This window comes from Halospina sp. K52047b (genome assembly GCF_008709855.1).
In the GTDB taxonomy this organism is placed as follows: Bacteria; Pseudomonadota; Gammaproteobacteria; order Pseudomonadales; family Oleiphilaceae; genus Halospina; species Halospina utahensis_B.
Map to the genome: position 1 here is coordinate 139,505 of NZ_VYJH01000003.1, position 19,552 is coordinate 159,056.

General features: G+C 65.4%; 18 protein-coding genes and 2 riboswitches. Of the genes, 10 read left to right on the forward strand and 8 right to left on the reverse strand.

The genetic code is table 11. The features are described from left to right. Positions 1–3: 3 nt before the first annotated feature. Complete coding sequence (locus tag F3089_RS05285) at positions 4–1,659, forward strand: electron transfer flavoprotein-ubiquinone oxidoreductase (protein ID WP_151439793.1); 1,656 nt, start codon at positions 4–6, stop codon at positions 1,657–1,659. A 59-nt stretch (positions 1,660–1,718) separates the two neighbouring features. Further along, entirely contained in the window at positions 1,719–2,705 is a 987-nt protein-coding gene (locus F3089_RS05290; protein WP_151439794.1) for an NAD(P)H-dependent flavin oxidoreductase, read from the forward strand. Between the two features lie 66 nt (positions 2,706–2,771). Here F3089_RS05290 and F3089_RS05295 read toward each other — a convergent pair whose 3' ends face one another. The 4 genes from F3089_RS05295 to F3089_RS05310 all read right to left on the reverse strand — a co-directional run bounded on the left by F3089_RS05295 (position 2,772) and on the right by F3089_RS05310 (position 8,178). Further along, complete coding sequence (locus F3089_RS05295) at positions 2,772–3,716, reverse strand: metal-dependent hydrolase (protein ID WP_225741680.1); 945 nt, start codon at positions 3,714–3,716, stop codon at positions 2,772–2,774. Between the two features lie 151 nt (positions 3,717–3,867). Next, positions 3,868–4,653, reverse strand: a complete 786-nt coding sequence (locus F3089_RS05300; protein WP_151439795.1) for a MerR family transcriptional regulator — start codon at positions 4,651–4,653, stop codon at positions 3,868–3,870. Positions 4,654–4,756: 103 nt separating this feature from the next. Continuing rightward, entirely contained in the window at positions 4,757–6,244 is a 1,488-nt protein-coding gene (locus F3089_RS05305; protein WP_151439796.1) for a PepSY domain-containing protein, read from the reverse strand. Further along, positions 6,244–8,178: a TonB-dependent receptor plug domain-containing protein gene (locus F3089_RS05310; protein WP_151439797.1), complete on the reverse strand. Its 1,935-nt coding sequence runs from the start codon at positions 8,176–8,178 to the stop codon at positions 6,244–6,246. The genes F3089_RS05305 and F3089_RS05310 overlap by 1 nt, the downstream gene beginning before the upstream one ends. Positions 8,179–8,316: 138 nt before the next feature. Then, positions 8,317–8,529: riboswitch (cobalamin riboswitch) on the reverse strand. 71 nt (positions 8,530–8,600) lie between these two features. Continuing rightward, a riboswitch (cobalamin riboswitch) is annotated at positions 8,601–8,811 on the forward strand. Positions 8,812–8,859: 48 nt separating this feature from the next. Here F3089_RS05310 and F3089_RS05315 point away from each other — a divergent pair. The 6 genes from F3089_RS05315 to cobJ all read left to right on the forward strand — a co-directional run bounded on the left by F3089_RS05315 (position 8,860) and on the right by cobJ (position 13,856). Then, positions 8,860–9,957 (forward strand): cobalt-precorrin-5B (C(1))-methyltransferase, encoded by a 1,098-nt coding sequence (locus tag F3089_RS05315; RefSeq protein WP_151439798.1) that lies wholly within the window; start codon positions 8,860–8,862, stop codon positions 9,955–9,957. Continuing rightward, entirely contained in the window at positions 9,954–10,727 is a 774-nt protein-coding gene (locus F3089_RS05320) for an ABC transporter ATP-binding protein (RefSeq protein WP_151439799.1), read from the forward strand. Before F3089_RS05315 ends, F3089_RS05320 begins: the two co-directional genes overlap by 4 nt. Then, positions 10,724–11,497: an ABC transporter permease gene (locus F3089_RS05325; RefSeq protein WP_151439800.1), complete on the forward strand. Its 774-nt coding sequence runs from the start codon at positions 10,724–10,726 to the stop codon at positions 11,495–11,497. The genes F3089_RS05320 and F3089_RS05325 overlap by 4 nt, the downstream gene beginning before the upstream one ends. A 210-nt stretch (positions 11,498–11,707) precedes the next feature. After that, positions 11,708–12,346, forward strand: coding sequence for a precorrin-8X methylmutase (locus tag F3089_RS05330; RefSeq protein WP_151440037.1), 639 nt, complete (start codon positions 11,708–11,710; stop codon positions 12,344–12,346). A 5-nt stretch (positions 12,347–12,351) separates the two neighbouring features. Continuing rightward, complete coding sequence (locus F3089_RS05335) at positions 12,352–13,113, forward strand: precorrin-2 C(20)-methyltransferase (RefSeq protein WP_151439801.1); 762 nt, start codon at positions 12,352–12,354, stop codon at positions 13,111–13,113. After that, the gene (gene cobJ / locus F3089_RS05340) at positions 13,110–13,856 is read left to right on the forward strand and encodes a precorrin-3B C(17)-methyltransferase (RefSeq protein WP_151439802.1); all 747 of its coding nucleotides are present in this window, start codon (positions 13,110–13,112) and stop codon (positions 13,854–13,856) included. Before F3089_RS05335 ends, cobJ begins: the two co-directional genes overlap by 4 nt. A gap of 100 nt (positions 13,857–13,956) precedes the next feature. Here the strand turns inward: cobJ and F3089_RS05345 are convergent, their stop codons facing one another. Continuing rightward, on the reverse strand, positions 13,957–14,751 hold the full coding sequence (locus F3089_RS05345; RefSeq protein ID WP_151439803.1) for a cobalt-precorrin-6A reductase: 795 nt from the start codon (positions 14,749–14,751) through the stop codon (positions 13,957–13,959). Between the two features lie 22 nt (positions 14,752–14,773). Here F3089_RS05345 and cbiE point away from each other — a divergent pair, with 22 nt between their 5' ends. Together cbiE and cobM are read left to right on the forward strand one after the other, a co-directional pair. Then, positions 14,774–16,066 carry a precorrin-6y C5,15-methyltransferase (decarboxylating) subunit CbiE gene (cbiE, locus tag F3089_RS05350; RefSeq protein ID WP_151439804.1) on the forward strand — a complete coding sequence of 431 codons (1,293 nt, stop codon included), beginning with the start codon at positions 14,774–14,776 and terminating at the stop codon, positions 16,064–16,066. Next, entirely contained in the window at positions 16,063–16,818 is a 756-nt protein-coding gene (gene cobM / locus F3089_RS05355) for a precorrin-4 C(11)-methyltransferase (protein ID WP_151439805.1), read from the forward strand. Before cbiE ends, cobM begins: the two co-directional genes overlap by 4 nt. On the opposite strand, the gene cobG is transcribed toward cobM, so the two are convergent. From cobG to F3089_RS05370, 3 genes are all read right to left on the reverse strand, one after another. Then, the gene (cobG, locus tag F3089_RS05360; protein ID WP_151439806.1) at positions 16,794–18,143 is read right to left on the reverse strand and encodes a precorrin-3B synthase; all 1,350 of its coding nucleotides are present in this window, start codon (positions 18,141–18,143) and stop codon (positions 16,794–16,796) included. The genes cobM and cobG overlap by 25 nt on opposite strands. 93 nt (positions 18,144–18,236) lie before the next feature. After that, a complete protein-coding gene (locus F3089_RS16040; RefSeq protein WP_225741681.1) occupies positions 18,237–18,899 on the reverse strand; it encodes a PEP-CTERM sorting domain-containing protein in 663 nt (220 codons plus the stop codon). Between the two features lie 175 nt (positions 18,900–19,074). Continuing rightward, on the reverse strand, positions 19,075–19,482 hold the full coding sequence (locus F3089_RS05370; protein WP_095615915.1) for an acyl-CoA thioesterase: 408 nt from the start codon (positions 19,480–19,482) through the stop codon (positions 19,075–19,077). Positions 19,483–19,552 lie beyond the last annotated feature (70 nt).

Below are 19,552 nucleotides of genomic sequence, written 5' to 3' on the forward strand. Positions count from 1 at the left end.
ATCGTGGAACGCGAATCGATGGAGTTTGACGTCCTGATCGTGGGGGCGGGCCCGGCGGGCCTTTCAGCGGCCTGCCGCATCCAGCAGCTGGCCAACGAGGCGGAGCAGGAACTGACCGTCTGTGTTGTCGAGAAAGGCTCCGAGGTCGGGGCCCACATCATCGCCGGCACCGTTTTCGAGCCCACCAGCCTCAATGAGCTCTTCCCCGACTGGAAGGAGCGCGGGGCGCCGCTGAACACGCCGGTCACCCGGGATGATATCTACTTCCTGCGCGGCGCCGACAGCGCCCGCAAGGCCCCCAACGCCTTTGTGCCGAAGAACATGCACAACCACGGCAACTACATCATCAGCCTGGCCAACCTGTGCCGCTGGCTGGGCGAGCAGGCCGAGCAGCTGGGTGTGGAGATCTACCCCGGCTTCCCGGCCGCCGAGGTCCTCTACGAGGACGGCGTGGTCAAGGGCATCCTTACCGGTGAGTTCGGTGTCGACAGCGAGGGCAACCAGAAGGACGGCTACATGCCGCCCATGGAGCTGCGTGCCCGCTACACGCTGTTCAGCGAGGGCTGCCGCGGCCACCTGGGCAAGGAGCTGCTGCAGCAGTTCAGCCTGGACGAGGGCAAGGACCCGCAGCACTACGGCCTCGGCATCAAGGAGCTGTGGGACATCGACCCGGCGAAGCACGAGCCGGGGCTGGTGGTGCACACCGCCGGCTGGCCGCTGTCCGAGAGCGGCTCCACCGGGGGCGGCTTCCTCTACCACCTGGAAAACGGCCAGGTCTATGTGGGGCTGATCACCGACCTGTCCTACTCCAATCCCTACGTCTCGCCGTTCGAGGAATTCCAGCGGATGAAGACCCATCCGACCATCAAGCAGCACCTGGAAGGCGGCAAGCGCGTTTCCTACGGCGCACGGGCGATCACCAAGGGCGGCTACAACAGCCTGCCGAAGATGAGCTTCCCGGGCGGGCTGCTGCTGGGCTGCGACGCCGGCACGCTGAACTCGTCCAAGATCAAGGGCTCGCACACCGCCATGAAGTCCGGCATGCTCGGTGCCGAGACGGTGTTCGAGGCCATCCAGAAAGGCTCCGAAGGCGGGGACGACCTCACCAGCTTTGCCGAAAAATTCGAGAACAGCTGGCTCTTCAAGGAGCTGTTCGCCGAGCGCAACTTCAGCCCCGCGATGCACAAGTTCGGCACCGTCATCGGTGGCGGCATTGCCTACCTGGAGCAGAACATCCTGCGCCGGCCCCTGCCGATCACCTTCCACGACACCACGCCGGACTACGCCGCACTCAAACCGGCCGCTGAGTGTAAGAAGATCGACTACCCGAAACCGGACAACAGCCTGACCTTCGACCGGCTGTCCTCGGCGTTCATGTCGAACACCAACCACGAAGAGGACCAGCCCTGTCATCTGAAGCTCAAGGACCCGGAGGTGCCGATCCGCGACAACCTGCCGACCTACGACGAGCCGGCGCAGCGCTACTGCCCTGTGGGCGTGTACGAGGTTGTGGACGCCGAGGACGGCAGCGGCAAAAAGTTCCAGATCAACGCGCAGAACTGTATCCACTGCAAGACCTGCGACATCAAGGACCCGGCCCAGAACATCCAGTGGGTGGTCCCGGAAGGGAGCGGTGGCCCCAACTATCCGAATATGTAGGCGTAACGCCGGGGCCGTGAACGCGGCCCTCCTTCCATGCACGAGATAAAGGTTCCCCGATGAAAACACGCATCACGACGCTGTTCGGGATCGAGCGGCCCATTATCCAGGGCGGCATGCACCATGTGGGCTTCGCGCAACTGGCCGCTGCCGTTTCCAATGCCGGCGGCCTGGGCATCATCACCGCGCTGACCCAGCCGACCCCCGAGGACCTGGTCCGGGAAATCGCCGAGTGCCAGTCCCTAACGGACAAGCCTTTCGGCGTTAACCTGACCTTTCTGCCGAGCTTCAAGGAACCGCCCTACGAGGAATACATCCAGGCCATCATCGACGGCGGTGTGACCGTGGTGGAAACCGCCGGGCGCAGCCCGGAGCCCTACCTGGCGCGGCTGCAGGAGGCCGGTATCAAGGTCATCCACAAGTGCACGTCCGTACGCCACGCCCTGAAGGCGCAGTCGATCGGCTGTGATGCGGTCAGCGTGGACGGCTTTGAATGCGGTGGCCATCCCGGTGAGGACGACATCCCGAACTTCATCCTGCTTCCCCGGGCCGCCGAGGAACTGACCATTCCCTTCGTGGCTTCCGGCGGCATGGCGGACGGGCGCAGCCTGGTGGCGGCCATGGCACTGGGCGCCGAGGGCATGAACATGGGCACGCGCTTTATCGCCACGACCGACGCGCCGGTCCATGACAACGTCAAGCAGGCCCTGCTCGAGGCGGACGAACGCCAGACCCGGCTGATCATGCGTAACCTGCGCAATACAGAGCGGGTGATGAACAATGCGGCCGTCGAATCCATCCAGGCCATTGAAGCGGACAAGGGAAAATATATCGCCATCGACGATATCCGCCATCTGGTCACCGGTGCCCAGGGCCGCAAGGTGCTGCAGGAGGGCGAAATGGATGCGGCGGCCTGGAGCTGCGGCATGGTCGCCGGCCTGATTCACGACATCCCTGACTGCGCGACCCTTCTGGAACGCATCATGAACGAGGCCGAGACCATTGTTGATCAGCGGCTGAAGGGCTTCATGGCCGCGTCCGGCTAGCGGGGAACAAAAAAAGGCCCGGACAAACCGGGCCAAGGGGTTGGGGAGCTCTTGCAGTCCCGAAGATCAGTGACGGGTGTGGTGATGGTGGCCTTCCCCGGCCATCGCCTTCTGATAGGCTTCCTCGGCTTCTTCCGCCAGTTCGTTCAGGTGCGCGATGTGGTGGCTGTTGTTCTGCTGCCAGGGGTGGAAACTGTACTTGAAGTACTCCAGCCACTCCGGAATCTGGCGGCGCAGTACACCCGGCTTGCCGAGCAGGGTGTTGAGCACCGTGAGGTGGCCGCGCCAGCCTTCCTTGCGGCAGGCCTCGCTGTTGTTCACCATCTGGAAGTAGAAGCCCACGACCAGCGGCCAGAAGATTACCGTTGCGGTCGTCATACCGAAAGCGCGCTTGAGATAGGCGGTTGGGCCGCGGCCGATGCACTTTTCCCAGACGTCGTAGCAGACGGCCTTGTGCTCAACTTCCTCCATGGCGTGCCATTGCCACATCCGCAGGTAATCATCTTGGGAGCCTTCCATCACCTCCGGATGGTCCAGCAGGAATCCGCCCATGAGCGCAGTGAAGTGCTCCAGAGCGATGGTGGCATTGAGCGGCATGCTCTTGGGGGTGCGTTCCTTGAGGAAATCCAGCAGTGACCAGACGAAGGCGTCCAGCTTATCGGCCGGAAGCCCTTCTTCCTGCATCAGCTTGTTGTATTCGATGTGTTCGCGGCTGTGCATCGCCTCCTGGCCGATGAAGGCGGTGGCTGCTTTCTTCAGGTCCGGGTCCGGAATCTGATCGCGGTAGGCGCGCAGGGCGTCGATGAACAGCCGCTCGCCGGCCGGGAAGAACAGGGAAAGGGCGTTCATGAACTGCGTCATGTGCGGCCCCTGGGCATGCCAGTCGTGGATACGCTCCTTCGGCGGCAGGAAGTGCAGATCCCGGCGCTCGGGCATCACCATGCCCTCGTCGCCCGGGCCCTGGATGCTCTCGTCGGATTCGTGTTCTTTGGCTGCGGTTGCGGCTGTCATGGCGGCCCTCCCCTTGATGATTGTCAGCCCTCATCAATCTGACATTGATGAAAGTCACAATGCTCAATGTAACAGTATTCAGGGGAGCGACAAGGCCCGCGTGACGGAGGGTGGCGTCATGAGGGCCAATCGTGGCGTCACAGCGGGTGGGTCAGCCGGAGTTGTCCTGGGATTCCGGCAGGTTCAGGTGGTCCAGGATGTAGGCCAGCCGGTCGCCCAGGTGGCGATCCGCGGCCTTCTGCATGGCCCGGGCGACCTCCGGTAGCACGGCCATTTCCACCAGTGGCCGCAGGCGCCATATGAGCTGTGCGAGTTCCTCGGATTCACCGGGCGGCGGCATATGCTGGCCGTAACGGCTGAAGATGTGGCGCTCCACCAGCTTGACCATCTCTTCCGCCGCCTGCTCGACGTTGTGGCGCAGGTAGGCCACGACATCCAGCATGTCCTCCAGCGGGATACCGCTTTTTGCCAGTTCCGAGCCGGCGTGCAGGATGCGCGGGCTGGGAATGCGGTAGCGCCGCCCCTCGGGGATGATCAGCTCCAGTTCCTCCGCGCGCTTGAGCGCACTCCCCATGAAGATGCTGCCGAAGCGCTGGACCAGTTCACGCTTGGTCACGAACTCGGGCAGTTCATCCGACCAGGGGCTGACCACTGCCTTCTCGAGCCCCAGGATGTGCTCGATACCGTTGCCGCTTTCCCAGCTCTCCACCAGCTCGGCGATGTTGTTGAGCGTGTAGCCGCGCTCCAGCAGCCGACCGATGATGCGCAGCCGCGACAGGTGGGTCTCGCTGTAGATGCCCTTGCGCCCACGGCGTTCAGGCGGCGGTATCAGCCCCCGTTCCTGGTACACCCGGATATTGCGCACCGTCATCCCGCTGGCACGCGCCAGCTGGTCGATGGAGAACTCGCCGGATTCCTGGTTGCCGCTCTGCGCCATGGGCGGTCTCTGGCCGTTTCATGAGTGAAAACGGCATTTTAGCGTGGAACTGCGGGGATGAATAGCGCCATCTGACCATTGGGTGATGGCGCTGTGGCCAGCCTCACGCTTTTCGCCGCCGGCGCAGGTGCCGGATCGACAGCCAGGTGCCGGTGAGGCACAGGACGGTGCCGCCGCTCATCAGCGCGAGCACGAGCCCGTACCAGAACAGACTGCCCGGATTGAGGATCGGGAAGTCGAGGCTGTGCAGGCCGTTGTACAGCCAGCGATTGAGTCGGCTCAGCGGCGTTGAGTGCTGGAGCGGGCGGCCTGTGGCCGGGTCGATGTAGAGTCTGGCTCCGCCGTCGTAGTCGGCCCGATAAACCGGCAGGGGCGGGCCGTCGCCGCCGATGCGCTCGGAGCGGCCTGCGTAGTAGTGCGCGTCGTAACGCGACTGGCGGGTGATCCCCGTCAGACTGGCGTCCTCCACTGGCGCCAGGGCGGATCGGATCACGTCCGGTGGCAGCTGCCCCGCCGCAACCGGAACATCGATCCCGGGACGACTGGTATGGAGCTGTTCGTTGCCGTCTTCGTCCATCGCTTTGTAATAGACCCGGCCGTGGAAACGGTGCAGCTGCAACTCATGCGGGCGCCGGTCCGAGAGCGTGGCGATGGCCGACGGCGCGGCAACGTCATCGTGGGCGCCGGGGCTGCTGCGGCCCAGGTGCTGCGTGAGGGCGGGCTCGCGGTCGACCGACGTCCAATGGAAGGGCGCCATCGACAGCAGCCCGCTGAACACCCAGGTGGTGGCCAGCGCGCCGAAGGTCAGCCCCAGGTAATGATGCCACCGGAACCAGCCACGGAACGGGCTTATCCCGCCCCGACGTTTGTTGCGGCGCATCAGCATGAGCCCCAGAATCACGCCGCTGAGGCAGGCCAGAGTACCGATGCCGGAGAGCCAGAGGACCACCTGGCGCCAGAGCCCGGACAGAGCCCGCAGCTGGGTGGGATAGATCCAGTGGATGACCGGCCCGGCATAGCCCCAGACCCGTTCGTGGAAGGTGGTGCTGTGGATCACCTCGCCGGTGGGCCGGGACAGATACAGGTGCGTGCCGGCTTCATCCGACAGGGCCACTCGCCACAACGGCGCCGGTGCTCGGACGTGGCTGTTGACGGTCCACTGGTCCGGACCGTCCAGTTGCGTGATCGAGGCCACCCCGCTGCCGGAAAGGGACTCGGCCCGTTCCACCGCCTGCTCCCGGTCCAGCGGGGGCGCGGGCTCACCCGTGTCGGCGAAGGCACTGTGCCACTGGCCGTCGTCGTCCATCGCGTGCAGGCGCGGGCGTTCACCCGGCCGGTTGATGCGAAGCCCTTCGGGATCGTCCAGACCCAGCCGGGCAAGCGCCTGTGATGGCGCCACAGTCAGCTCACTCATCGCCAGCGGCTGCAGCCAGGCCATGCGTTCATGGTCCGGGGTCCTCGGGTAACCTTCGAACATCATGACGATCCCCGAGGCGAACCACAGCAGCAGGATCAGGCTCATCCCGAGCCCGAGATAGCGGTGGAGCGGGATGAGCCAGCGCAGGGTGCGTTTCTTCAGCGGCCCTGTCATCAGAAGCTCCGGCTGTATTCAAGCTGGACGTTGCGGGGCGGGCCCAGGGTCTCCAGCCGGTAGGGATCGCTCTTGGAGGGCGTGGCCTGAGCGACGCCGTTGGCATATTGCCTGTCCCTCAGGTTCTCCAGGCGCAGGGTGATCCGGTGGGCGCCATCGGCTCCGAATTGACGCCAGGCGCTGGCGCTCAACAGGGTGTGATCGCCGTAGGATTGCCTGCCGATGTCCGCCGTTGTGGTGGCGACTTCGCCGGTGTGGCGGGCGTTGAGCTGCCAGCCCTGGTCATTGCCCTGCCAGCTGAGTGTGGCGTTGGCATGCCATTCGGGGATGTCGGCGATCTGTTCATCGCTGCCCCCTTCGCGGGCATCAGCCCAGGTGGCGTTTAAGTCCAGCTGCCAGCCGCGGTCGCCGCCCAGATTGAGCATCGCCTCAGCGCCGTGCACCCGGACCGTCCGATTACTGTTGGCGTACTGGCCATCCTGAACCGTGATGAGGTTGTCGATTTCGCGGTAAAAGCCCCCCAGATGCCATTCGACGGGCCTGCCGAAGTGGCCGGTCAGTGACACATTGCTGTTGATGCTTTCCTCCGGCTCCAGGTTTTCATTCCCGGCCGGGAAGTCCTCGTCAATCACGAACATCTCAAAAGCCGAAGGCAACCGGAAGTTGGTGCCGACACTGGCTTTCAGGTTGAGGTCCCGGGACAGCGGTTGCTTCAGGCTGATGTTCCAGATGCTGTGATCATCGGCGAAGTTGGAGTGGTTGTAGCGGGCGCCCAGGGCCAGGTGGGTACTGGGTGAAAAACTCAGGTGTGGCCGGTACTGGACAAAGCCTGCGGTGACAGCCTCGGTCTTACCATCAATGCGCAGCGAGTAATCCTCGCCCTGGTAGCGCTGGTAATCCACGCCGCCCAGAAGCTGCGAGCCGTCGTCCGTCGTGTGGCGGCCGGTCAGGTTGATGCCGTAGTCATCAAATCCCCACTCTGCGCGGTCGCTGATGAGTGTGATGTTGCGATCCGCGTCCATGTTCAGGCGGGTGTAGTCGGTCCACCAGTCGTGCCAGTAGGCTTTGATGAAGTAACCGTTCTGTTCATTCACCTGGTGATCCCACTTCAGGGAGACAATGTGCTCGTCGCGGTCGTTGACCGCCTTGAAGTTGTTGGAGGCCCGGGAGAAGTCAGCTTCAACATCGTTGCGAAGCACAAGCACATTCAGCGATTGGCCTGTGCCCGCATCCAGCTGGTAGCGACCACCGTAGGAGCTGCGGGTAAAGCCGCGTTTCTGGCGTCGGGCGCTGTCCTGAAGCGCGGTATCGCGGTAGGGCTGATAGCCGTCTGAATGGTCGTGCTCACCGAACACCAGCCAGCGCCCATAGTCATTGCGGTTGCTTACATGGCCGGCGAGGCGGCGGTCACCCAGTGACCCGATGGCACCGGTGAGGGTGCCCCCTGAATCCTTTTCAGGTTTACGCAGCACAATGTTCACAACACCGGCCACCGCCTGGGTGCCGTAGAACAGGCCCTGGCCGCCCTTAAGGATCTCAATGCGCTCCACCATATGAGTGCTGATGGAATCCAGCGGCGAGGTGCTGCCGAACAGCCGGTTATTGATGCGGACACCGTCCACCAGCCAGAGCACATCCTGGCTACGTGAGCCCTGGATGGCGATGTCGGCGTAGTCACCGCGGCCGGTCTTGGGGCTGAGGTAGATGCCGGGCACGTTTCCCTGGAGTGCCTGACCGACATCGCTGATGCCGGTCCGTTCGAGCTCCTGAGCGTCGATGACTTCCAGTTCCGCGCCGTAATCGGACAGCTCCGAGGGAAGGGTTTCTTCAAGGGCAGAACCCTGGACTACCAGCTCGTCCAGTGCCATATGGTGATCAGCCCCGAGCGCGGACACTGGGGATACAAGGGCGAGTAGTAGACAGAGTCGTTTCATACAAGGTGCTCCAGCACTGAATCCATTAGTGATGGAGCCCTCACGCGGGCAGGCCGACAGGGGGTCAGCGGTTGTAACACCGGTCCGTTGGCGGCCCGAACACCTCAATCGCGAAGGCTCGGCTTCCGGCCCTTCAGTAATGTGGACCGGGCTTCGGCAGGTCTTCGGACTCAGGGGCGGGCGCCATTGCCTGGCGCTGGCCTTGGATCACGGCTTCCCATCCGGTCAGGACAGTGCCCGGGTTACCCCCTGTGATCCTTGTTCCCCAATACCGCTGCGCGTCAGTCCCGGACTCTCACCGGGTTCCCCAGCGCTCCTCGTGGAGCGCTGACCGAAGCGTCGGGGAGCCTAGGGAAGTCGCTGATGAAAGTCAAAGGCGGTTGGTGCCAGTTTGACCAGGCGGTGGCAATCCTCTAGGATTCGATCCTCTTTCGTCCCTGGGTGGTCAGCATTCGTTCGGATGCCTGGCTGAAACGGGAACCCGGTGAGAGTCCGGGACTGCCCCCGCAACGGTGAATGCTGGGCGCGGATCATACCCCGCCACTGTGATGGTGCCATCATGGGAAGGCGATCCGCCCGAACCGATCAGGTTCCAGCATGAGTCCGGAGACCGGCCCAGTGGGAACAGCATCGAGCGCGCGGCGGGCGCGCTGGTGACGCTGGCTGACCCGTAACCGACCCATGCGTCCTGAAACCCCGGAACACAACGGCCCACTTCGACAGGGGCTATCCACCGGTGCCTGTGCCACGGCCGCCTCGGTAGCTGCCGCGCGTGCGTTGCTGGCGGGTGTTGAGGAGCGATGCGTAAGTATCCGGTTGCCCCGAGGCGAGGAGCCGGCCATGACTATCGAGGACCTGGCGGTGACCGGCGTAGCCGCCACCGCCGGCGTCATCAAGGACGCCGGGGATGATCCCGACGCCACCCATGGTGCGCGGCTCTGGGTACGCCTGGAGCTGGGGAGTGAGCCGGGCGTACGTTTCCATGCCGGGGAAGGGGTGGGTACCGTGACCCGTTCCGGTCTGCCGATAGCCGTGGGCGAAGCCGCCATCAATCCGGTGCCCCGGCGCCTGATCGCCGAACACCTTGACTCCATCGCGGCAGATACCGCCTACGAAGGCGGCTTCGATGTCACCGTCGGCATCGACGACGGCGAAGCCATTGCCCAACGCACCATGAACCCCAAGCTGGGCATCCTGGGCGGTCTTTCCGTGCTCGGCACCACCGGCATCGTGCGGCCTTTCTCCTGCTCCGCCTTTATCGCTTCCATCCATCAGTCCGTGGACGTGGCCAATGCCAATGGACTGACCCATATCGCCGGCTGCACGGGCGGTACCAGCGAAACCTTTGCCCGGTCGTATTTCGGGCTGGAAGAGGGCGCAATCGTCGAGATGGGCGACATGTTCGGCGCCCTTCTCAAGTACCTGAAGAAATACCCGTTGCCCCGCGTGACCCTGGCCAGCGGCTTCGGCAAGCTCAGCAAGTTCGCTGCCGGCGAGCCGGACACTCACAGCCAACGCTGTGCCATCGATTTCGACTTCCTGGCCGACCAGGCCCTGGCTGCCGGTGCTGGGGCGGATCTGGCTGAATGGATCCGCAACGCCAACACCAGCATCGAGGCGCTGGAAGCCTGCCAGCAGGCCGGCGTCCCCCTGGGCGACCGCATGGCCGGCCTGGGTCTGGCGCGGATGCGCGACTACCTGCCCGGCGAGCATCACCTGACGGTATGCAGCGTCAGCCGCCAGGGCGAACTCACCGGGTTTGCCGAGGAGGTGGCATGACGGACACCGCCATCGACCTCCAGGGGCTGCACAAGACCTATAAGGGCGGCCAGCCAGCGCTGGCGGGCGTGGACCTTAGTGTGCCACGGGGCGCCTTCCACGGCCTGCTCGGCCCCAACGGCGCCGGCAAGAGCACCCTGATCGGCCTGATGACCGGGCTGGTGCGACTGGAGACCGGCAGCGTGCGCCTGTTCGGCCACGATCCGGAACGCGATCCCGTCGCCGCCCGGCGCCGCGTCGGCCTCGTCCCCCAGGAAGTGAACTTCAACAGCTTCGAGCCCATCAACGAGATCATTGAGACCCAGGCCATGTACTACGGCCTGCCGCGCCGCCGTGCCCGGGAGCGGGCCCGTGTGGTGCTGGAGCGGGTAGGCCTGCAGGAACGCGCCGAACGCAAGCCCTGGGGGCTGTCGGGCGGCATGAAGCGTCGCCTGATGCTCGCCCGTGCCCTGGTCCATGAACCGGAACTGTTGATCCTCGACGAACCCACGGCCGGCCTGGACGTGGAAGCCCGGCGCGACACCTGGGCCCTGTTGCAGGAACTCAACATGGCCGGAACCACCATCCTCATGAGCAGCCACTACCTCGAGGAAATGCGCGACCTCTGCCAGACCGTCGCCGTGCTCAAGGAAGGCCGCCTGATCGCCAACGACATTCCCGAACGCCTCTTCGGCGCCGACGCCGGCAGCGGCACCGGCGACCAGGGCCTCGAAGCCCGCTTCCTGCGTCTTCTCGAAGGCGGCGAGCCCAAAGGGGAGGACCAGCCATGAACGCCACCATCCTCTGGAACGCCTACCAGGGCCTGGTGATCAAACAGGTGCGGCGCTTCCTGCGCTCCTGGATCCAGAACCTGCTGCCCTCCGTGGTCACAGCCACCCTCTTCATGGTCATCTTCGGGCAGTTCGTCGGCCGCGACCTCGGTCAAGTCGGCGGCGCCAGCTACGCCGACTACCTCATGCCCGGCCTGGTGCTCTTCGCCGTGGTCACCAACGCCTACAACAACACCACGCTCTCCTTCTTCGGCGCCCGGCTGCAGCGCCACATCGAGGAAATGCTGGTCGCTCCCATGCCCGCCTGGCTCATCGTCGCCGGCTTCGCCACCGCCGCCGTGCTGCGCGGCCTTATGGCCGGCGCCCTGGTGCTGCTGATCGCACTGCCCATGACCAGCCTGCAACTGGCCCACCCCGGCGCCGCCCTGCTGGTCGCTGTCCTGAGCGCCCTGCTGTTCTCCTTCGCGGGCCTGCTCAACGGCATCTTCGCCCGCAGCTTCGACGACACCTCCGTCATCGCCACCTTCCTGCTGACCCCGCTGATCTACCTCGGTGGTGTCTTCTACCCCATCGACCGCCTCCCGGCCCCCTGGGATACCGCCTCCCTGGCCAACCCCATGGTCTACATCGTGGACGGCTTCCGGTACAGCCTGCTTGATGAGGGAACCACCGGCGGTGGATGGACGTTGCTGGTACTGCCGGTGGTGACTGTGTCCACTGGAATACTCGCCTGGTGGCTCGTCGCACGAGGGGTAAGGATAAAGCCGTGAGGTGGGATCAATGGGCGTGGCGATAACTATGCGGTTAAACGGAAGGTATCGGGGAGTGTTCTCCGGGAAGCTCTGGAGCCAGGGATGGCGGAAGAGCAGCGTACAGGGATGTATTTACAGCGATTCCCGGAGAACACTCCCCGATGCCTGACCGGCAAATAAGTTGAAAGCTGGTGACAACGTTTTCTGTACTGAACATTGATGAAGGGAATGACCATGGACGAACTCCATGACTACGAAAAGGACGGCGCCGCCATCTACCGCGCCTCCTTCGCCACCATCCGCAACGAAGCGGACCTCGCTGCCGTGCCCGCGGACCTGGAAAAAACCGCCGTCCGCCTCATCCACGCCTGCGGCATGACCGACCTCGTCGAGGCCATGAGCTGGTCCGCCGACGTTGCCGCTTCCGCGAAAGCCGCCCTGCAGGCCGGCGCTCCCATCCTCTGCGACAGCGAAATGGTCGCCCACGGCGTCACCCGTAAACGCCTGCCCGCGAACAACGCCGTCATCTGCACCCTGCGGGACGAACGCGTGCCCGAGCACGCCGCTGCCATCGGCAACACCCGCAGCGCCGCCGCCGTGGACTTCTGGGATGAGCACCTCGAGGGCAGCGTGGTGGCCATCGGCAACGCCCCGACCGTCCTGTTCCACCTGCTCAACCGGCTGGCCAACGGCGCTCCGCGCCCGGCCGCCATACTCGGCTTTCCCGTGGGGTTCATCGGCGCCGCCGAAAGCAAGGAAGCCCTCGCGGCGACCCCGGATCTCCCCTTTATCACCGTCTACGGACGCCGCGGTGGCAGCGCCATGGCGGCCGCTGCCGTGAACGCCCTGGCCAGCGAAACGGAATGACCATCATGAATGATGCACTCACAATCCCACAGGACGCGGCCGGTTACGGCCATCTCTACGGCATCAGCACGGGCCCCGGCGATCCGGAACTGATCACCCTCAAGGCTGCACGGCTCCTGTCCGAATGCCCGGTGGTGGCCTACTTCTGCAAACGCAGCGGCCCCGGGCGGGCGCGGACCTCCTGCGAGGCCCATATCACCGATGAGCACGAGGAACTGCCCCTGGTCTACCCGGTGACCAACGAGATTCCCCATGGCAGCCCGGAATACCGCCAGCAGATCGAGGATTTCTTCGAGGAATCCGCCGAGGCTGTTGCCCAGCACCTGAAAGCCGGCCGTTCTGTTGCGGTGCTCAACGAAGGCGATGCCTTCTTCTACGGCTCTTTCATGCACATCTACCTGCGTCTCAAGGACCGGTTTGAGAGCACGGTGGTGCCGGGAGTCGGGGCCATGATGGCCGGCGGCGCTCTGTTGCCGCATCCGTTGATGATGCGCGACGACCAGCTGCGGGTGATCCCGGGCACCATGGACGAGAAAGCCCTGCGGGCCAGCATTGATCCGGAACGGGCCACGGTGATCATGAAGGTGGGCACCAACCTGCCACTGCTCCGACGCATCGTGACGGACCTGGGCCTCCAGGAGCGGGCCTGGTACGTGGAGAAGGCAAGCATGCCGGAGGAGCGGGTCATGCCGCTGGTGGAGGCGCCGGACGGCAAGGCGCCGTACTTCTCCATGGTACTGATTCCCGGCCCCGGGGTGCGGGTATGAAACGGCTGGACGTGATCGGCGTGGGCCCGGCCGGCCCTGAGTGGGTGACGCCGGAGACCCGGGAGCTGATCGAGCAGGCGACGGATCTGGTGGGCTACGGGCCCTACCTGGACCGGCTGGCCTCGGAACGCCACCAGTGCCATCCCTCGGACAACCGGGTGGAACTGGAGCGGGCTGCCGGGGCGCTGGACCTGGCTGCGGAAGGGCGCAGTGTGGCGGTGGTGTCCGGGGGCGACCCGGGCATTTTTGCCATGGCGGCGGCTCTTTGCGAGGTTCTGGATCATCAGGCACGACCGGAGTGGGCGGACGTTGAGTTTGAGGTGCATCCGGGAGTGTCGGCGCTGCAGGCGGCGGCTGCCCGGGTGGGAGCGCCTTTGGGGCATGACTTCTGTGCCATCTCGCTTTCGGACAATCTCAAGCCCTGGTCGGTGATCGCGAACCGGCTGCAGCTGGCGGCTCGGGCGGATTTTGCCATGGCGTTCTACAATCCGCGCTCCTCGAGCCGGCCCTGGCAGCTGGGCGAGGCGCTGTCGCTCCTGAGGGCGGAGCAGCCGGGGGAGACGCCGGTGGTGTTCGCGGCGGCGGTCGGGCGGCCGGATGAGTGGGTTCGGATGACGACGCTGGCGGAGGCGGATCCGACCGAGGTGGATATGCGGACGGTGGTTCTGGTTGGGAATTCCCGGGGGCGGTATGTGCGTCATGGGGATCGTTGGTTTGTTTACAGTCCCCGGGATTATGTTTAGCGCCTCGAAGGACGGGCTCCGGGGAGCTCTGAACGGGAATCGCTGTAAATACGTCCGTGTACGCTGCTCTTACGCCATCCATGGCTCCAGAGCTTCCCGTTCAGAGCTCCCCGGACCCCGTCTGATACGCCTCGATAACCTTTAGCGCCTGTTCCAGCCATTGTGTGACTTCTTCCGGGGACTGGAAGGAGTGGGTGGCCGGAGGCAGGGAGGGGCGGTCGATGATGATGACCGGGATGCCGGCCTCGCGGGCGGCGTCGAGTTTGGGGTGGGCGGCCTGGCCGCCGGAGTTCTTGGTGATGAGGGCGGCGACGTTGTGGTCGCTGATGAGGCGGCGTTCGTCCTCGAGGTGGTAGGGGCCGCGGTCTTCAATCAGGGTCCAGTCCGGAAACGCGGGCTCGGGGTCCGGAGGATCGACGCAGCGCACGAGCAGGTGGCGGTCGGGGATGCCCTCAAAGGCCGGGAGGCTGGTGCGGCCGGTGGTGAGCCAGAGGGTGTCACCCGCCGCGGTCAGTCCGGTGGCTTTGCGGGCCGCTTCGTGGAGGTCGGGTACCGGGTACCAGTCGTCGCCGGACTGGGGCGCCCAGGGTTCGCGTTCGAGCCGGCCCAGAGGCAGGTCGAGCTCCTGGCAGGCAATGGCGGCGTTGTGGGACATCTCGGCGGCGAACGGGTGGGTGGCGTCCACCACGGCGGCAATGTCGTGCTCCATGAGCCACTGCTTCAGGCCTTCAATACCGCCGAAGCCGCCCCGGCGGGTTGGCAGTGCCGGTGGCAGGGGGCGGCGGGTACGGCCCGCGAGTGAGTAGGTGGGTTCCAGCTCGGGTTTTTCCAGGAGCTGTTCCGCCAGTGTCATGGCGTCGCGGGTGCCGCCGAGGATCAGGATGCGAAAGGCCATGGTTGGTTGCCGGAGTCGGGAAATGGATGAAAAACGGGATTATACAGTGAGCGCGGAGAACACGTCTTGTGGCGAGCCGGGAACGCAACGCTGGCTGAGCGTTGTGGGGCTGTCCGAGGCTGGCTGGGACGCGCTGAGTGAGGCGGCCCGGGCGGCGGTAACCGGGGCGGAATTCGTGATCGGGGGCCAGCGCCATCTGGATCACCTGCCGGCCATTTCAGGCCAGCAGCGGGAAGCCTGGCCGTCGCCGTTCAGTGAGGGCATTGAGCGGATACGCCAGTGGCAGGGGCGGCCGGTCTGTGTGCTCGCCAGTGGTGACCCGTTCTGGTACGGCGTGGGCGCGACGCTGGCGCGCACTTTCCCGCCGGAGGTGATGGCCTGCCATCCGGGGCCGTCCGCCTTTTCGCTGGCGGCCGCGCGCCTGGGGTGGCCGCTGCAGTCGGTTCACTGTCACTCGCTGGTGGCGCGGGATCCGGACCGGTTGCGGATGGCGCTTGCGCCCGATCGGCGGCTGCTGGTGCTCAGCAGTGATGAACAGAGCCCGGCGGTGGTCTGTCGGCTGCTCACGGACAGTGGTTACGGCGTCAGCCGGGTGACAGTACTCGAGGCCTTGGGTGGGCCGGAGGAACGGATACTTGAGACCACGGCGCAGCAAGGTCTGGCGCAGGCGCCTGCCCGCCTGAATACCCTGGCTATCGAATGCCGGCTCGCCGAAGGGGCAACGCCGGTCTCCAGGGTGCCGGGGCGGGCCAATGGGGCCTTCCTGCAGGACGGCCAGATCTCGCAGCCGGAGATCCGGGCGGTGGTCATGGCGCAACTGGCGCCCCAGGGCGGGGAGCATCTCTGGGATCTGGGCGCCGGTTCCGGCGCGGTGGCCGTGGAATGGCTCCTGGCGGACCCGGCCAACAGGGCGACCGCGGTTGAACGGCGCCCGGAGCGGCTGGCAAACGTTCGGGAGAATGCGCGCCTGCATGGCGTGGGCCACCTGGAGACCCGGGAGGGAGATCTCCTTGGGGCGATGCCCGCGCTGGCGCAACCGGACGCAGTCTTCATCGGGGGCGGTGCCAGTGGGGAGGGCGTGATTGATGCCGCCTGGTCCGCTTTGGCAGCTGGGGGCCGCTGTGTGGCGACGGCGGTAACCCTTGAAGGCGAAGCCGCGCTGATGGCGGCCCGGGAGCGGTTCGGCGGGCAACTGACACGCCTCTCGGTGGACCGCACGGAGCCGCTGGGGCGGTTCAATGGCTGGCAGTCGGACCGGCCGATCACGATCTGGTTCATCACCAAACCATCACAGGCAGGGGAAGGAAGAGCATGACGGTACACTTCATCGGGGCCGGCCCGGGTGCCCCGGATCTGATCACGCTGCGGGCAAGGGACCGCATCGCCGCCTGCCCGGTCTGCCTCTACGCGGGTTCGATCATCCCGGAGGAAGTGCTCGCCCATGCGCCGGAGGACGCGCGGCTGGTCAATACAGCCTCCATGTCGCTGGATGACATCATCGGCGAAATCCAGAAAGCCCACAACGAGGGTCTGGACGTGGCCCGCCTCCACTCCGGGGACCTGGCCATCTACTCGGCGGTGGCGGAGCAGCTGCGCCGGCTGCGGGAGCTGGCCATTCCGTACGAGCTGACCCCCGGCGTCCCCGCCTTTTCAGCGGCGGCGGCCGTACTGGGCCAGGAGCTGACCATGCCCGGTGTCGCCCAGAGCCTGGTGCTCACACGGACCCAGGGGCGTGCCTCCTCCATGCCGGAAGGCGAAACCCTGGAGGCGTACGCGGCCACCGGCACGACCCTCGCGATTCACCTCTCGCTGCACACGCTGGATTCGGTGGTGGAACGGCTGACCCCCTTTTACGGCGCCGCCTGCCCGGCGGCGGTGGTCTTCCGCGCCAGCCGGCCGGATGAGCAGGTGCTGCGGGCGCCGCTCGGGCGGCTGGCGGAGGATCTTGAGCGCATCCCGGAGAAGCGTTCAGCGCTCATCCTTGTGGGTCCGGCGCTCGGGGAGACGGATTTCTGCAACAGTGCCCTCTACGACCCGGCCCATCATCGCCTGTTCCGGGATGCCTGAGCCACGCGTACCAGGGACTGGACCAGGGGTTCGTCACCGGGGCTGTTCAGTGCTGCTGTACTGACCAGGGCGCGCAGCGTATCCGGGACCTCCTCCGGCAGCAGGCCGCTTGCGATCCGGTGGCCTTCCTCCTCGGGCAGGGCCCGGTCGTCGAGCACCAGGTCGTAGCGCCCCTCCCGGGCGACCAGCACCACAGGGGCCCTGCCGGGATGGGCGCAGCCCTTGGGGCATCCGGAAACGTGGACCAGATTACGCCCGTCGAAGAGTTCCGGCACCTGTTCAGCCCAGTCCAGGGCATCCCGGCGTGTTGCGGTGCTGCCCGAGGCACAGCCCGGCATTCCGGGGCAGGCAATGGCCGAGAGTCGGGGATCGCCCGGGGTGTGGATCAGTTCCGGTGCTTCCGCAAGCCCGGGGTTGGTGACCGGGCCATGGGGCAGGATCAGGCATCGCTGGGACGTGATCCTCAGTGTGCTGTTATGCACTTCCAGCTGTTCCGCGATCAGCCGGGCGCTGTTGGTGCCCAGGCACCCGAGGGCGACACCCAGAACCGTGCCGGCCCTGGTCCGGCCGGGTTCCGGGGCCGGTGGATGGTCCGCCGTAACGCCACCGGGCCGGCTGAGATCACGCAGCCCCGCGAAGGGCGAACTGCCGGAGGCATCAATGAGCTGCCGCATCCGCCTTGCCGGCGTGATCAGTCGCTGGCGCTCTTCGAGGAAGATCAGGGCCAGCTCGACCAGGACATCCACCACCTGCGATGGCTTACAGTTGCCCAGGCTTTGAGCCGTGGCGGAGGTTCCGGCCAGGCCGATGCGGTACCGGGTGCCTTCCGGCGTTGAAACCGCATCCGCTCGGATATCCCCGTCCGCATCAGCCAGATGGGTCAGCCCTCCGCCGTTGAAAACGAAGCGGAACTTGGGCGGCAACGCCCGGAAACGGTCATCGCTGATGAGCCTCTGATCGAGAGCACGGGCTTGAGGGGCAGGGTCGACCAGGGCCTGTGGATCCAGGTCCGCAGCGGCACTGCACTGGATGTTGCGGACCGCTTCGGACGCCGCTGGTTCAACCGCCAGGCCAGCATCCACCAGTGTTGCTGTCAGCTCGGCCTCGGCCTCCTCGGCGAGGCCCCGAAGCTGCAGGTTGCCCCTGCCGGTGATCTCGATCAGGCCGGATCCGTGCTCATCCGCCAGCGCCGCCACCCGCCTGAGACCTGACGGTGTCAGGCGGCCATCGATCAGCCGGATCCTCGACAGGAGCCCGTCGCCGCTGGCCATCGGGTTGCCGGCGGAAGGGCAGGCGCCACGGCGGTAGTGATCCGGAATGGGCATGATCAAGGCGTTGGGTTGTGTACGAAGGCTCAGGATAGGCCCGAAAGGCGGTGAAAAGAAAGACCGCCGCAGTTGCGGCGGTCGTCCCCCGGGTTACTGGGCGCGCTGGCGTCGGCCCAGACCCAGAAGCCCCAGACCCATCAGGCCAAGCGTGGCGGGTTCCGGAACCTGCGCTACCCGGCGGGCGTACAGGCTCAGGTTGGAAAGGGCGGAGCCGCCTTCCTCTGCGGCGCTGAGATCAGGGCCATTGCTGCCGCCCTCGTTCACCCAGGGGATGAAGAAGGTGCCGCTGAGTGTGCTGGCCCCTTGGGTATCATCGAAGTAGTAGGCCGCCCAGCCTGGATTGTTCGAGGCCTTGGTGACGACGAAGAAGCTGGCCCAGTTGCTGACGTCGCCGGAGTAGGACCAGTCACCCTGGTTCTGGTTGAGGTCCGCGCTCAGTAGGTCGGAACCGGCATCATCGATCTTGGCGATGAAATCCCAGTTGTCGCCGTTCCAGGCCAGTGGTGCGCTGTTCGGCAGCAACTCGCTGGGGTTGCCCCCGTAGGCGCCAAAACAGTTTGTGGCATCGGCGTTGTTGGCGGTTACGTTGCCTGTACTGATGATGTAGGCACCGCCACTGCTGCAGCTGTGAGCATCATTGAGACCGGTGCCGCTGTCGAAGGTGTAGGGTGCCGCCATGGCGGCTGCAGGCAGCAGCAGAAAACCCATGACAAGGGCACGTGATGAATGGGGTATGGATGTGGGCTTTTGCATGGCTCTGACTCCCTGAATCCCTGCCGGGATGGCAGATCGGACAGAGAGAGGAATGCATGAAGCGTGCACAGAGGCTCTTTCATCCGCGCAATCATGCAGATGGTCATGCGCCAGCCATCTACGAGACGGCCAATGTGTAAAAAAATCTGACAGATAGGGCCAGCCGGGCTCCCGGCTAGAGTTTCTGGGCCGGCTCGGGCACTTCGCGGATCCGGCCATGCTCATCGATGGCCACGCTCACGAACTGCGCCTCGGTTACCTTGCGCGCATGCTGCTCGGTCTGGTCACGGGTCCATACCTCCACCCGTATCTTCATGGAGCTCCGGCCAATGTCCTCCAGGTGGGTGTAGAAGGCCACCTCGGCGCCAAGTCGCACGGGCGACAGGAACTCCATGCCTTCCATGGCGACGGTTGCGGTCCGGCCGCGCGCCAGTCGGCCGGCTGCGGTGGCGCTGGCCAGATCCATCTTGTTGACCAGCCAGCCGGCGTAGATATCGCCGTTATTGTTGGTGTCGGAGGCCATGGTGACCAGCTGCAGCGTCAGTTCACCACGGGGTTGGGGTTTGTCGGGTTGTGTTTTCATGGGTATCTGTCCGATGCTTCAGTCAGGATGCGTTGCGGGCCAGTATAGCCCCATCAGCGGCATTTGCGAT

Coding starts and splice junctions, on each gene's coding strand:
- F3089_RS05320 (WP_151439799.1), top strand. CDS start 9,954: ATGACGGACACCGCCATCGACCTCCAGGGGCTGCACAAGACCTATAAG.
- F3089_RS05305 (WP_151439796.1), bottom strand. CDS start 6,244: ATGACAGGGCCGCTGAAGAAACGCACCCTGCGCTGGCTCATCCCGCTC.
- F3089_RS05300 (WP_151439795.1), bottom strand. CDS start 4,653: ATGGCGCAGAGCGGCAACCAGGAATCCGGCGAGTTCTCCATCGACCAG.
- F3089_RS05345 (WP_151439803.1), bottom strand. CDS start 14,751: ATGGCCTTTCGCATCCTGATCCTCGGCGGCACCCGCGACGCCATGACA.
- F3089_RS05325 (WP_151439800.1), top strand. CDS start 10,724: ATGAACGCCACCATCCTCTGGAACGCCTACCAGGGCCTGGTGATCAAA.
- cobG (WP_151439806.1), bottom strand. CDS start 18,143: ATGCCCATTCCGGATCACTACCGCCGTGGCGCCTGCCCTTCCGCCGGC.
- cbiE (WP_151439804.1), top strand. CDS start 14,774: ATGGATGAAAAACGGGATTATACAGTGAGCGCGGAGAACACGTCTTGT.
- F3089_RS05315 (WP_151439798.1), top strand. CDS start 8,860: ATGCGTCCTGAAACCCCGGAACACAACGGCCCACTTCGACAGGGGCTA.
- F3089_RS05290 (WP_151439794.1), top strand. CDS start 1,719: ATGAAAACACGCATCACGACGCTGTTCGGGATCGAGCGGCCCATTATC.
- F3089_RS05310 (WP_151439797.1), bottom strand. CDS start 8,178: ATGAAACGACTCTGTCTACTACTCGCCCTTGTATCCCCAGTGTCCGCG.
- F3089_RS05370 (WP_095615915.1), bottom strand. CDS start 19,482: ATGAAAACACAACCCGACAAACCCCAACCCCGTGGTGAACTGACGCTG.
- F3089_RS05295 (WP_225741680.1), bottom strand. CDS start 3,716: ATGACAGCCGCAACCGCAGCCAAAGAACACGAATCCGACGAGAGCATC.
- cobJ (WP_151439802.1), top strand. CDS start 13,110: ATGAAACGGCTGGACGTGATCGGCGTGGGCCCGGCCGGCCCTGAGTGG.
- F3089_RS05335 (WP_151439801.1), top strand. CDS start 12,352: ATGAATGATGCACTCACAATCCCACAGGACGCGGCCGGTTACGGCCAT.
- cobM (WP_151439805.1), top strand. CDS start 16,063: ATGACGGTACACTTCATCGGGGCCGGCCCGGGTGCCCCGGATCTGATC.
- F3089_RS16040 (WP_225741681.1), bottom strand. CDS start 18,899: ATGCAAAAGCCCACATCCATACCCCATTCATCACGTGCCCTTGTCATG.
- F3089_RS05330 (WP_151440037.1), top strand. CDS start 11,708: ATGACCATGGACGAACTCCATGACTACGAAAAGGACGGCGCCGCCATC.